A 13,769-nucleotide genomic window follows, 5' to 3' on the forward strand; every position below is an offset into this window, starting at 1 on the left:
GAACGACCAACAACCAACAACTAACTACCTTTTCGCCCAATCAGCCAGTAAGTAAGCATTTCTCCCTTACCCTTAACCAGGGTAGTACCTCGCTCTTCAAAAACATACTTATCGCGTAACTGCTCATACGTTGTCGTCGTGACTTGAATTCCTCCTGGCATACCTTGGGATTCCATGCGACTAGCAACATTCACTGTATCGCCCCATAAGTCATAGGTGAACTTTTTTGTACCAATCACACCTGCTACTACAGGCCCCGTATTGATACCCATGCGGAGGCGGAACGGTTCATCGTTGTCGCGTTTGAAGTGACTGATTGCCTGTTGCATATCCAGTGCCATTTCTGCGATCGCTTCTGCATGGTCAGCTCTAGGTTTGGGCAAACCACCCACTACCATATAGGCATCGCCAATCGTCTTAATCTTCTCCAAACCGTGCTTTTCGCTGAGTTGATCGAACTCAGAGAATATCCGGTTGAGTAAAACTACTAATTCTCTGGGAGGAATCTGAGCAGAAATTTCTGTAAAGTTAACCAAGTCAGCAAACAAAACCGTCACTGAAGCAAAACTATCCGCGATCGTACTTTCCGCCAATTTCAGCCGCTGCGCGATCGGCTCCGGTAAAATATTCAACAGCAGTTCTTCAGCACAGGCTTGTTGATAGCGGAGTGCTTCTTCCCAAACCTTACGCACCGTCACATCAACAATACTGCCTTCGTAGTAGAGTAGTTCCCCATCAGCATCACGAACAGCGTGGCTATTTTCCGAAATCCAGATAATACTGCCATCTTGACGGAAAATTTGTAACTCAAAATTTGATACCCGATCCTGTGCGTCCATTAGCGCCCAAAACTCCCCTCGGCGTTGGGAGTCAACGTAAATTTGCTCACTGATAGCCGTCGAATTGGCAATCAAGTCTTCAGGAGACTTGTAGCCGTAAATTCTGGCTAGTGCTGGATTCGCACTGAGATAACGCCCATCCGGTGTTACTTGAAATAGCCCCTGATCAGAATTCTCAAAAATGCTGTGATACCGTTCCTCAGCTTGCCGCAGAGCATCAAGCGCCTGCTTACGCTCAGTGATATCGCGCACAATGCAGACGGCTTCATCAACACCGCTCTTGACAATCCGTGCCTCAAAACTATGAACCCCATCAGCCTTTTCTAGTTCATGTTCATAGGTTTGTAGCTCACCCGTTTCGACAGCTACCCGAACTAGGCTAAGCAACTGCTCTCTTACCTCCTCCTGCATCGGCACATCACGCAAATTCTTCCCAATCAACATTTCGGGTGGAACCAGCAAGTCATCTGCTTGTGCCTTGATGTCTAAATAGGTGCCATCCACCCGATGGCGAAACATCCGATCAGGCATGGCATCCAAAAGTGCCCGCATCCTTTCCTCGCTTTGCCGTAGAGCCTCGGTTGCTAGCTTACGCTCGGTAATGTTCATCGCCACACCAACCATGCGTATTGGCTTACTAGTAGGGTCGCAGTAAACCTGACCTTTGTGTCCTACCCAATTTAGGGTTCCGTCTGGCCAAATTACCCGAAATTCGATCGCGTAATCTCTTCCTTCTGTAAGCGCACAAGCCACCGATTGAGCCACATACTCACGATCTTCTGGATAGACAGAATCCAGAAAGGCTTCATAGGTAGGATGATACATACCCAGAGGCAAACCAAATACGGGTCCGAGTTGGTCAGAATAGACGACCTCATTGGTCATGATATTCCAGTCCCATGTCCCCATCTGGGCAGCTTCCAGGGCTAATCTGAGCCTTGCTTCACTCTCCTGCAACGCGGCGGCAGCTTGCTTAAGCTGGGTAATATCATGCACGACGACGCAGAAAACCTTCCGACTCCTGTAGGAGATTAGGCTAACACTGGCAGAAACATCAACAAGAGAGCCATCTTTGCGGCAGTGCTGCGTTTCGCTTAGATAAAGATGTTTTTCCCTTAAAATCTGCGAAATTCTTACCTCTAGAACGTCTCGATCAATAGGCACAAGATCGTAAAGAGTCAGCTCCAGAATTTCCTCAGCAGTATAACCGAGTAAATTGAGGTAGGTAGAATTGGCTTCCAGAACACGCTTGGTGACGGCATCAATGAGATACAAGCCTTCTGCACTCTGCTCAACAACAGCCCGATAGCGTTCTTCGCTTTCCTTAAGCGCTTCTTCTGCTCGTTTTCGTTCACTAATGTCTCTTAACGTAATCGCTATGCCATCGCTTAAGGGGACAACTTGATGGTGAAGCCAGGAGGCTTGCACTTGTGGTGTTGAAACCGGAAACTCTTCTTCTAAGACAATTCCCGTTTCAACAACCTTGATATATTTCTCCAACAAGCCAGAGGTGCGATTGAAGGGCAGAAGTTCATACATTCGCTTACCAAGCACCTGTTCTTTGGTCATCGAAATCATCTGTTCGCCGTTGGCGTTGAGGTCAGCGAAGGTAAAGTCGATAATGTGCCCTACCTCGTCTCGTAAACTCTGGAAGATGAAAAAGGCATCAAGACTACCCTCAGCCGCTGCCCGAAATCGCGCCTCGCTCTCCCGTAAGGCTTCTTCTACCCGCTTGCGAGCGGTGATATCACGCGCCATCCAGAGAACTGTATCGTCTGAAATTGGTGAAATACTAGCCGTTAACCAAACTTCTTGTTTCCCAATTGCAGGACGGCTGTACTCAACATTAACAGTCTGCCGAGTGAAGAGAGCTTGTTGGATGCAGCGAAGAAAGGTATCCGCTTGCGATCGCTCAAAAAGTTCGTGTACTGTCTTCCCAATCAGTTGATCAGCAGGTTTGTATAAAAGTGAGAGATTCGTCGGTGCAATTTTGAGATAGCGCCCTTGAGCATCAAGGACGATGACAACATCCGTAATTGTGGCGAACAAGGCATGGAGTTCTGCTTCCGAGTCACGCAGTACTGCCTCGACTCGCTGGCGTTGGGTAATTTCACGCTGTAACTCTACCCTCGCCGCTTCCAATTCACGAGACTTTTGCTCCAACAGCCAAGTTTTATGAACCTCTTGGCTGACTTCGGATAGCATTTCAATTACTACATTAGCGGTCTTGAAGTTCAACTCTTCAACACCTAACCAAGGCAGTGGTTTAATCGGACAATCGCTTCCTCCAACAATTTCAAATTGTCCTGTCGGTAATATTTTCCCAATTCTGCTTGCTTTCCCCACATGGTGATTGGGTTCGACGCGGACAAATCCGCCAGGAGCCTCAAAGCTTTGCCCATAAGCCGCTAGACGCACTCGCTCCACCTCAAAAGATGAGGCAAGTTCCACGGCTTGCTTCCACAGATAAACCTGAGTGTAAGCCGACTCGATTGGGTCAGAGGTTACGCGATCGCATCCATATCTCGCTTGAAAATTCTTAACAAATTGCCGATTGTTGGGGGTGTCTAAACTCTGAAAATAGCTCCAACTGGCGTAGTGACCAACAGCCGCTTCCCCAATCTTCTGGAGTTCTACTTCAGCAACACTGACAGCTAAGATAGGAATCTCTTGGGCTGTAATTCCTGCCTCTTGATATTGGCGATAAAAAGCGAGGTTGCTGTCGCCGTTGAGGGTATTGAAAACAACATCCGGTTTAGCTTGCTGGATTGTGAGAATAATCTCTCGAAAGTCTTGGCACTCTAGAGGAACGTACTCCTCACCAACTACTGTGCCATCTTGCTGTTTGAGTTGAGCTTTGATGATTTTGTTGGCAGTACGTGGGAAGACATAATCAGTTCCTAGAAGATAAAATCTGCTGCCTTTGTTTTGCAGCAGCCAGTTAACGGCTGGCTCAACTTGTTGATTGGGACAAGAGCCAGTATAGAAAATATTTTTGGAACACTCTAGTCCTTCGTACTGTAGAGGGTACCAGAGTTGAGCATTCAACGCTTCAAAGACTGGTAAGACAGCTTTTCGACTCGCAGAAGTCCAGCAGCCGAAGACGGTAGTAACATACTCGTGTTGGATGAGTTTTCGCGCTAAGCTTTCAAAGTAAGCGGGATTAGAAGCACCATCTTCAATGACAGGCTCAATAAGCTTACCGAGGACTCCTCCAGCTTGATTAATTTCTGTGATCGCCATGAGTTCCGCCTCAACTAGAGGCGTTTCACTAATGGACATCGTGCCGCTAAGAGAATGCAAGATGCCAACTCTTATAGGTGACAAAGTTGGGTTTTTGGCTGCTGACATGGATTGTAAAAATTTTGTTACTTAAAGCAACCCTTTACCGATATCTCTGCACCCAGTTATCTATACTTCTCTATCCTGGCATCTGGCTCAGCAATCAGGCTTAACCAACACTTCATACATTGAATCTACATAGAAGATGGGGAGGTGAGGAGATGGGGAGACCGTTTGAGCTTGGGTGATGGCGCAAATTCTTGCAAATTCTCTCAAATGCATCGCACAGTCTCTTGCTGCGGTAGTCTAGATCAAGTGACTCCATTCGCTAGTTTTCAATTGCGATCGCTCTATGTCCTCCACTGTTACCACTCCTCTCCGCACGATTCGTATTGGTTCTCGCAAAAGTCAGCTCGCTCTGGTTCAAACTTACTGGGTGCAAGAACAACTGCAGAAACACTTTCCTGATCGCACCTTTGAAGTCCAAACCATGAGTACCCACGGCGACAAAATCCTGGATGTTGCCTTGTCGAAGATTGGGGATAAGGGGCTGTTTACCAAGGAACTAGAACTTGGAATGCTCAGCAATGACATTGATTTTGCGGTTCATTCCCTAAAAGACTTACCTACCAACTTGCCCGAAGGATTGGTATTGGGAGTTGTTACGGAACGGGAGAACCCCGCTGATGCTCTGGTGGTGCATGAAAAGCACAAAGATAAGCAGATTGATACCCTCCCAGAAGGGGCAGTTGTTGGGACTTCTTCGCTACGGCGGCTGGCACAACTGCGCTACCACTTCCCTCACCTAGCCTTTAAAGATATCCGGGGCAACCTGAACACGCGCTTGGCAAAACTGGATGAAGGGGAATACGACGCAATTATTTTGGCAGTCGCCGGATTGCAGCGACTCGGAATGGGCGATCGCATTCACCAAACTTTACCACCAGAAGTTTCTCTTCATGCTGTCGGGCAAGGGGCTTTGGGGATTGAATGCCGCGCTGGTGATACCGAAGTCTTAGAATTGCTCAAAGCGATCGAACATATCCCAACAGCACAACGCTGCTATGCTGAACGGTCATTTTTGCGTAAGCTAGAAGGCGGTTGTCAGGTACCGATTGGTGTTAATACTCATTTAGATGGGGAGACTCTTACCTTAACGGGTATCGTCGCCAGTGTAGATGGCAAGCAGTTGGTAAAGGACACGCTTAGCGGTGAAGCAAGTCAGGCTGAACAACTGGGGATTGAACTCGCAGAACGGATGCGGCAACAGGGCGCACAAGAAATTCTAGAAGCCATTTTTGCTGAAATTCAGCGCGGCTAGAATCCTGATTTGCCAATCTTGAAGTAACTCAGGTTGGAGCAATAGCCATAAGTTACAGGATGCGATCGCCTCTTGATTAGGAATGGGCGATCGCATTTTTTTTAAACAATTGGCAAATTGAGCAAGAATTTACAATCTTATACAAAGGCAACTTCGATAAGCTTTCCTTGGAGTCACTCAGGAGAACCTCAAATGGAAAGTAAGATGACGGGGAAAGTCGCAATCGTCACTGGCGGTAGTTCGGGTATTGGTCGGGCAAGTGCGATCGCTTTCGGCGAAGCCGGGGCAAACGTTGTTGTTGCAGCCCGTCGTGAGGCAGAAGGAGAAGAAACAGTAAAACTCATCAGAGAAGCGGGTGGTGAGGGGCTGTTTGTCAAAGTAGATGTAACGAAAGCGGCTGATGTTGAGGCAATGGTCAACAAAACAATCGAAGCTTATGGACGATTGGATTATGCATTCAACAATGCAGGTTCTGGGAATGCAGGTGCGATCGTTGATTTAACTGAAGCAGATTGGGATTACGAAGTTAACGTCAATCTCAAATCGATTTGGTTATGTATGAAATATGAAATTCCAGCCATGAAAGAATCGGGTAGTGGTGCAATTGTCAATATGTCTTCTCAAGGAGCATTACTCGGTACTGCAAACTATGGAGCCTATGGCGCGGCTAAGGCGGGTGTAATCGCTTTATCCCGTGCTGCGGCGGCTGAGAATTCTGCTGCTCAGATTCGGATTAACTCTGTAAGCCCAGGTGCAGTAAAGACTGACTTATGGGTAGATGCTCCACCTGAAATGCTTGACCAAGTCGCCGCAGGTATTCCCCTGAAGCGTATTGGTAAACCTGAAGATATTGCTGAGGCGGTAGTTTGGCTATGTTCGGACGGGGCTGGATTTGTGACTGGACATAACTTGGTCATTGATGGTGGATTCACCGCAGTCCAGAAGTAGTAAAAGGCAATGGCACCGATAATTTGAGCGGCGTAAGCAGTTGTTAGAGCGGAGGGAAGAAAGCCCTTATTCAACCCAACTAAGTGATCGCTCTCTAGCACATACGATTATGCGTTCTTTGGGTACTATTATCTGAGACTAAAGGAACACAACAATCAATATGAGAATTCTATTTGTTGCCGCAGAAGCTGCACCGATCGCAAAAGTTGGGGGGATGGGGGATGTTGTCGGGGCGTTGCCTAAAGTTCTCAAGCAAATGGGGCATGATGTGAGGATTTTTATGCCTTACTACGGCTTCTTGCCCGACAAGATGAAAGTTCCTAGTGAACCAATCTGGAATGGCTATGCCATGTTTCAGAACTTTGGTGTCTATGAGACGATTTTACCGGGAACTGATGTCCCTCTATATCTATTTGGGCATCCTTCCTTCCTCGGTCGCAGTATTTACGGAGGGGCAGATGAAGACTGGCGTTTCACGTTGTTTGCTAACGGTGCGGCTGAATTTGCCTGGAACTACTGGAAGCCGCAAATTATCCACTGCCACGACTGGCACACGGGAATGATTCCGGTGTGGATGCACCAAGACCCTGATATTAGTACAGTTTTCACCATTCACAACCTCGCTTATCAGGGACCGTGGCGCTGGCGCTTAGATCAGATGACTTGGTGTCCTTGGTATATGCAAGGTCACAACACCTTGGCAGCAGCAGTTCAATTTGCCGATCGCGTAAACACAGTTTCTCCCACCTACGCCCAGCAGATCCAAACCGCTGAATACGGTGAAACGCTAGAAGGCTTACTGTCGTTCATCAGTGGGAAGACAGTCGGTATTGTCAATGGGATTGATACAGAAAGTTACAACCCCCAAACCGATAAATACATCCCTCACAACTTCACGGCTGATACCCTTGAGCAGCGCAGTGCTAACAAAATCGCCCTGCAAGAAGAAATCGGCTTACAAGTGAACGCCGGAACCTTTCTATTGGGGATGGTAACGCGGTTGGTCGATCAAAAAGGGATTGACCTACTCATCCAAGTTCTCGATCGCTTCATGGCATACACCGATAGCCAATTTGTGTTGTTGGGTACAGGCGATCGCTACTATGAAACCCAAATGTGGGAAATGGCATCCCGTTATCGGGGGCGTCTATCCGCCCAACTCCTCTTTAACGACGCGATCGCCCGACGCATCTATGCAGGTAGTGATGCCTTCCTGATGCCTTCACGCTTTGAACCCTGCGGTATCAGCCAAATGCTAGCGATGCGTTACGGCTGTGTCCCAATCGTGCGGCGCACAGGTGGTTTGGTTGATACCGTTGCCCACCACGACCCCGTTAACCAAACAGGTACGGGCTACTGCTTTGACCGCTATGAGCCGTTAGACTTCTACACTTGTATGGCTCGTGCCTCAGAAGCCTTCCGCTTTAAAGACCAATGGCATACCTTACAGCAACGAGGGATGCAGGAAGACTTTAGCTGGGATAAATCAGCCGTGCAGTACATCAAGATGTACAACGATATCCTAGGATTGCCTCAAGACGAAACACCGCAAGAACAGCAAGAGCAAACGCTAGCTGGCGTTGTTGGCTAGGCTTACAGTACAGTTGACATATACCTGACTCCGTACTGCGTAAGGTATCGAGTCAGGTTTTGGGTAGCCCTGCTTGAAACCGGAGTCAACTGCAATGAAACTTAATAAAATTCTGGCGACTACAGCACTGCTAAGCCTAATCTTGCCAGGAGGTAGCGCTCTTGGCTCTGAGATAGACCGACTCTGGATGTTAACTAAAATTGCTGGTGAGTATGCTGCTGTAGGACAAAAGGATAAAGCCGCAGACCTCCTTGCTCAAGCCCTACCCCTAGTTCAGACGATTTCCGACAACTGCAATAAACCAGAGCCAATTGCTGAGATTGCTCGTCAGTATGCCGCAGCAGGACAGGAAGCGAGAAGTTCACAGCTTTTAGCACAAGCGATTCAGGTTGCTAAAACAGCAACAGGCTGCTTGGGTCACAATGATGAATTTGAAAACTTGGCAGACATCGCTAGTCAGTATTGGGAGGACGGACAATACGACCAAGCGCTTCAGATCATCAGAGAAATAGACGATGGCAAATTCATTGGACTTATGCTGGCTTACTACGCTCCCCAACTGGCAGAAGTCGGACGAACTGACCAAGCGGCTGAGATTCTAGCCGAAGCGATTCAAAGCGCTCAAACTATTGATGATGCAAACTTCAAAACCTTGACGTTGTTTAGAATTGCTGATCACACGATCAAGTTAAGACAAAAAAGCCAAGCTGTTGAAGTTTTGGAGCAGGCTATTCAGGCTGCCCAAAGTATTGATGATGTTTGGTCTAAAGCTGGGATGTTGGTTGAAATTGCTGACAGGTATATACAAGTTGGACAAAAGACTCAAGCGATTGAGGTTCTGTCTCAAGCCCTGTCCGTCACTCAAACTATTGACAATGATGCCGAACGCCACATGGTATTGTCTCAAGTTGCTGGCTGGTATGCAGTAGCAGGACAATACGACCAAGCGCTTCAACTTGCCCAAACCATCGATAACCCCTCGGCTAAAGCTGGGGCTTTGTCTAACATTGCTCGTCAATATGCAGTAGCAGGACAATACGACCAAGCGCTTCAACTTGCCCAAACCATTGATAACCCCTCTGGTAAAGCTGGGGCATTGTCTAACATTGCTCTTCAGTATGCAGAAACAGGGCAATACGACCAAGCGCTTCAACTTGCCCAAACCATTAATGACACTTCCCGTAAAGATGGGGTGTTGTCTAGCATTGCTCGTCAGTATGGAGAAACAGGACAATTTGACCAAGCACTTCGAGTCGCCCAAATGATTGGTGATACAAACGAAAAAGCTATGGTATTGTCTAGCATTGCTGGCTATTACGCAGAAGTTGGACAACTCGATCAGGCTTTTCAGGTCGCTCAAAACCTTGGGGGTACCTCGATTGAGTCGAAAATCGGTACATTAACTCAAGTGGCTTCCAAGTACGCAGAAGCAGGACAACCGGATCGAGCTTTACAAGTGGTCCAAATGCTTCGGGAACTCTCAACGCCTGAGGTGAATGTAACGTGGTTGTTACCTGCGATCGCAAATAGCTATGCAAAGATAGGACAATTTGACCAAGCGCTTCAATTCGCCCAAACGATTGATAACCAATACAGCAAAGCTAGAGCCTTGACTGAGATAGCAAGACAATACACCGCAAGAGAACAAAAGGAAAAAGCTTCGGAACTTCTCGCTCAGGCTCTTCAAATCACCCAAGCAATGGGGTCAGGACAGTAACCCCAATTAGATGACATCACCTACTTCAAATAACATCCTGTAAGACTTTGCGAGTATTTTGCCACGCCCAGATGCCCGCTACTGCCACTACTGCGCTCATGCCAATTAGCACAGTGCGTAAGCCGACGGCATCGGTTAAGGGTCCTGCAATAGCTAAGGGCAAGCTCAGAGCAATATTTACGACATTATTTTGAAATCCAAAGACTTTACCTCGCATCGATTCTTCTGTCGAAGCATGGACAGCAGTTTGCATCGGTACGCCAATCAATGAGGCTCCTAATCCTAATATGGCACTTAGCGTTAATCCCAGCCAAATTTGTTCCGTGAAGGTGAATACCGCTAAGACAAACGCCATGCTGAGAAACCCAATCAACGGTAACGGTTTATGATGAAAGCGATCGCCCCAGTGTCCTAATACCCCAGCACCTAAGACTAAGCCAATTCCGGCGGCAGCTAACAGAAAGCCAAATTGCGTGGGTTTAAGCCCAATCCTTTCTGCCAAACTAAACGCTAGTACCGTTAATGCGGCAAAGACTGAGTAGAGGGTAGTTAGCTGGATCATCGCATTCCGAACCAAGCGATTTTTCCACAAGTAGCTCAGTCCTTCCTTAAAATCATGCCAAGGATGAATCGCTAACTTACTCTTACGAGTTATTTTTTCTTTGATGTTGATGTAAAAGCCACTCGCCGCTGCAACAAGGTACAACCCAGCAACAAAAACCTCTTGACTATCTTCTCCTGCCCAGGTTCTAATCAGACTCAACAACGGTTCTCCAATGGCAAAACCGACAATCAATGAACCCATCATTGTTGTCGTAAATAAAGCATTGGCTGACATCAAATTTTCCCGTTTTACCAATAAGGGAATTGCTGCCTGCTCAGCAGGAGCAAAAAATTGCGTCACGCTAGAGATTAAAAACGTAATCACCAACAGGATGAAAAACTGTTTGGGCAAGAGGGGGATAGCAAGCATCAATATTGCCCGAATTACGTCAGCCGCGATCATCGTTTGCTTTTTAGGGAAGCGGTCAACAAAAATCCCAGCCGCTGAGCCAAATAAAATCGCTGGTAACGTGAAAGCCATCATCACGGCAGAGCGCATTGAATTTTCAAACATCTGCGGTGATTGATAGCTTTCGAGAAGAGAGATTAGCAAAACAAAAAAAACTTTGTCTGCTACTTGGGATAGTAACTGCCCAAACCATAACACCATAAAGGCTCGGTTCTTCAGCAGGGCACGAAATCCACTCTCCAAAGCAGGAGGTTGAGCTGGAAACATAGGAAGGATCGGAAGCCTCTCTTATTCTTTCCCTAGTTTGTGCCTCTAAAAGGCGATGTTGCCAGTTTAGCAGCCAATTTTTTTAGTGGGCTAGGCGGGGAAACCGGAAAAGGTTTTCTGTTCAAAACTTAGTAATAGCTGATGAAAAATTATGCCGTGCTTGTGAAAATTCCATGATAGTGAATTTCCCTCTATAGTCCATAATGACTGACTCTTTCCAGAGCTATTTTCAGGGTTTTTGCTCTGGTGATTGTCTCGTAATGTTAGAACGAAGTGGAGTAGAGAAAGATTTTGCTCTCTATGCCGCTCTCTCAACTGGCCTATTAAGCAAGTTTTCCGATCTTAATACCTGACGACCTACATTTACGCAACATGAATTTAGGGACGGCTACCCGAACATTACCGCTCTCGCTGTTGGTTTTGCCTTAAGGTTTGGTTCTGGGTCTTGGGCAACCCAACCTTGAGATGAGTAGTAGCGCACTTCAAAATGCAGATGTGGACTGTCGGTCTCAGGGCGTCCAGTAGAACCAACTATTCCTAGCGTATCTCCTGCCTTCACCAACTGACCTGCCGCCACACTCACACGACCAAGATGAGCATAGCGGGTTTGGCGTCCTCCCTGATGATTGACAACCACTAAATTGCCGTAACTTCCCTGCTGATCTGCAAACGCTACAGTTCCAGAATCCACTGACAGCACCGATGTTCCAGGGTCTGCTAGCAAATCAATGCCACTGTGAAACCGCGCTTGCCCAGTATTGGGGTCTTGGTGCCAACCATAGCTGAGTGCGACTGTAGCCTCAGAGGGCAACGGGTAAGCAGCAAATCCGGTGAAGCGATCGCTACTTGGACGCGCTCCTGCTGGCGAGCTTGCCCCTGGAATGAAGACTAGCTGAGGCTGTGCTTGACAGCCATTTATCTCGTACAAAACGTCAGCACGGACACCGTAGGAGGCAGCTAAATCTTGCCAACTAGAACCTCTAGGTGCTTGCACACGGATACCGTTGAAAGGAGGAATCAGAATTTCTCTGCCAACTGGCAACGCTCCTCCTCTTAAGCCGGGATTGAGGTTGATTAGCGTCGCGGGAATGAGGTTATATTGATTCGCCACACTTTCTAAGGTTTCACCTGCCGCAACTTTATGGCGAGTTAGGCGAGAAAGAGCGGGTTGCGGACAACCCTCTTGAGCGATCGCAGGATTTACATTTATAGCGATCGCTTGGGTAATCAGGCAGAAAATTGTCGAAAAAACCAGAAGCCAGCCAGATAAAGTCATTGGTATTTACTTACACCTTCATAGCACTCGCAGAATACTGGGAATACTATCCACCGCTTCTAATGTGCGAATTTCATCGAGAGCTTGCCGGAAGTTGCCTTCACGGACATCGTGAGTGACAACGACAATTTCAGCCAACTCGTTTTGGAAGCCAGTTTGTACAACCGATTCTAAACTAACATTGTGCTTGCCAAAGCAAGTCCCTAGGCTCCCGATCACACCCGGACTGTCTTTGGTGAGAAAACGCGCATAAAAGCGAGTTACCAGTTCCGACATCGGGGCAAGGCGGCAGTAGTGTTGATGGGAACAACTCAACAAGGGATGCAGGTGTTCCGTGTTTCCACCTGTTTTCAAAACGGCAGCGATGTTCACAATATCTGATACCACAGCACTGGCAGTTGGGCCAGAACCCGCACCAGGGCCAAAAAACATCACCTGTCCAATCGGTTCACCTTCAACCAAAATCGCGTTGTAGACACCACTGACGCTGGCGAGAGGATGGGTTTGGGGGACAAGTGTGGGATGTACTCTCACTTGCAGCATTTCTGAATCTGGGCTATCAGCTACCAGTGCCGTTTCCTCCCGCTTTGCCACGGCTAGTAGTTTAATCACAAACCCTAGTTTCTGGGCATAGGCAATATCTGCCGCACTGACTTGGCGAATCCCTTCACAAGACACATCTGGTAATTTAATCCGTCCTCCGTAGGCAATTGAGGCTAAGATCGCGATTTTATCAGCGGCATCCAAGCCATCGACATCTGCGGTAGGGTCAGCCTCGGCATAACCCAGTTGCTGGGCATCGGCGAGGATATCATTAAATTCACTCCCTTCCGCTTGCATTCGGGTGAGGATGTAATTGGTTGTGCCGTTGACGATGCCAGTGATGGCGCGAATTCGATTGACACCCAAGGATTGCTTTAGGGGTTGAATCACAGGGATACCACCACCAACAGCGGCTTCTAGCATGACGTAAATACCTGCTTTTTGAGCCGCTGTGAAGATTTCAGCACCGTAACGAGCAATCACGGCTTTGTTGGCAGTGACGATATGCTTACCGTGGGCAATAGCTTTGAGAATAAGCGATCGCGCAGGTTCCAATCCCCCCATTACTTCCACCACAATATCAACTGCCTCGTCGGTGACAATCGACTCCATATCCGTCGTGAGAACGTCTGGCGGTAGTGATACCGTGCGGGGTTTATCTAGCGATCGCACCCCTACTTTATAAATTTCTATCTCTTGCAGCAGGGGATGACGTCCTGCTGGGTTCAGCAAAATCTCTGCCGTTCCCGTGCCAACTGTCCCCAATCCAAGTAAACCAATTTTCAAAGCCACAGCCTTTGTCCTGAATTGCGTTCTAAGAAGTAGACATAACTATGAGTCTTTTATCTAGCCTACTCTGAAGCTATGGACAGTTCTATGGTGCAACCCTAAATTCTTATATGGCAGAAGGCAGAGGGCAGCTATGCATTAGTCACATCTTTCTTAATAAACTCTGACTTGACAGAAGTAACGG

Annotated in this window: 9 protein-coding genes; 4 read left to right on the plus strand and 5 right to left on the minus strand. The window is 47.6% G+C overall.

What is annotated here, in order from left to right:
• Positions 1-20: 20 nt before the first annotated feature.
• On the minus strand, positions 21-4,190 hold the full coding sequence (gene urtA / locus AC5JL3_RS31345) for an urea ABC transporter substrate-binding protein (protein WP_496078168.1): 4,170 nt from the start codon (positions 4,188-4,190) through the stop codon (positions 21-23).
• A gap of 283 nt (positions 4,191-4,473) precedes the next feature.
• On the opposite strand from urtA, the gene hemC reads away from it, so the two are divergent.
• Positions 4,474-5,442, plus strand: coding sequence for a hydroxymethylbilane synthase (gene hemC / locus AC5JL3_RS31350; RefSeq protein WP_496078169.1), 969 nt, complete (start codon positions 4,474-4,476; stop codon positions 5,440-5,442).
• On the opposite strand, the gene AC5JL3_RS31355 is transcribed toward hemC, so the two are convergent.
• Positions 5,407-5,538, minus strand: a complete 132-nt coding sequence (locus tag AC5JL3_RS31355; RefSeq protein WP_496078170.1) for a hypothetical protein — start codon at positions 5,536-5,538, stop codon at positions 5,407-5,409. The genes hemC and AC5JL3_RS31355 overlap by 36 nt on opposite strands.
• A 96-nt stretch (positions 5,539-5,634) precedes the next feature.
• Here AC5JL3_RS31355 and AC5JL3_RS31360 point away from each other — a divergent pair, with 96 nt between their 5' ends.
• From AC5JL3_RS31360 to AC5JL3_RS31370, 3 genes are all read left to right on the plus strand, one after another.
• Positions 5,635-6,390, plus strand: coding sequence for a glucose 1-dehydrogenase (locus AC5JL3_RS31360; protein ID WP_496078171.1), 756 nt, complete (start codon positions 5,635-5,637; stop codon positions 6,388-6,390).
• A 160-nt stretch (positions 6,391-6,550) separates the two neighbouring features.
• Positions 6,551-7,981 (plus strand): glycogen synthase GlgA, encoded by a 1,431-nt coding sequence (gene glgA / locus AC5JL3_RS31365; RefSeq protein WP_496078172.1) that lies wholly within the window; start codon positions 6,551-6,553, stop codon positions 7,979-7,981.
• A 94-nt stretch (positions 7,982-8,075) separates the two neighbouring features.
• Positions 8,076-9,698, plus strand: coding sequence for a tetratricopeptide repeat protein (locus AC5JL3_RS31370; protein ID WP_496078173.1), 1,623 nt, complete (start codon positions 8,076-8,078; stop codon positions 9,696-9,698).
• A 25-nt stretch (positions 9,699-9,723) separates the two neighbouring features.
• Here AC5JL3_RS31370 and AC5JL3_RS31375 read toward each other — a convergent pair whose 3' ends face one another.
• The 3 genes from AC5JL3_RS31375 to AC5JL3_RS31385 all read right to left on the minus strand — a co-directional run bounded on the left by AC5JL3_RS31375 (position 9,724) and on the right by AC5JL3_RS31385 (position 13,588).
• Complete coding sequence (locus AC5JL3_RS31375; RefSeq protein ID WP_496078174.1) at positions 9,724-10,977, minus strand: MFS transporter; 1,254 nt, start codon at positions 10,975-10,977, stop codon at positions 9,724-9,726.
• A 388-nt stretch (positions 10,978-11,365) separates the two neighbouring features.
• Entirely contained in the window at positions 11,366-12,253 is an 888-nt protein-coding gene (locus AC5JL3_RS31380; RefSeq protein WP_496078175.1) for a peptidoglycan DD-metalloendopeptidase family protein, read from the minus strand.
• Positions 12,254-12,271: 18 nt separating this feature from the next.
• The gene (locus AC5JL3_RS31385; protein WP_496078176.1) at positions 12,272-13,588 is read right to left on the minus strand and encodes a homoserine dehydrogenase; all 1,317 of its coding nucleotides are present in this window, start codon (positions 13,586-13,588) and stop codon (positions 12,272-12,274) included.
• Between the last annotated feature and the right edge of the window lie 181 nt (positions 13,589-13,769).

This window comes from Symplocastrum torsivum, from assembly GCF_059505465.1.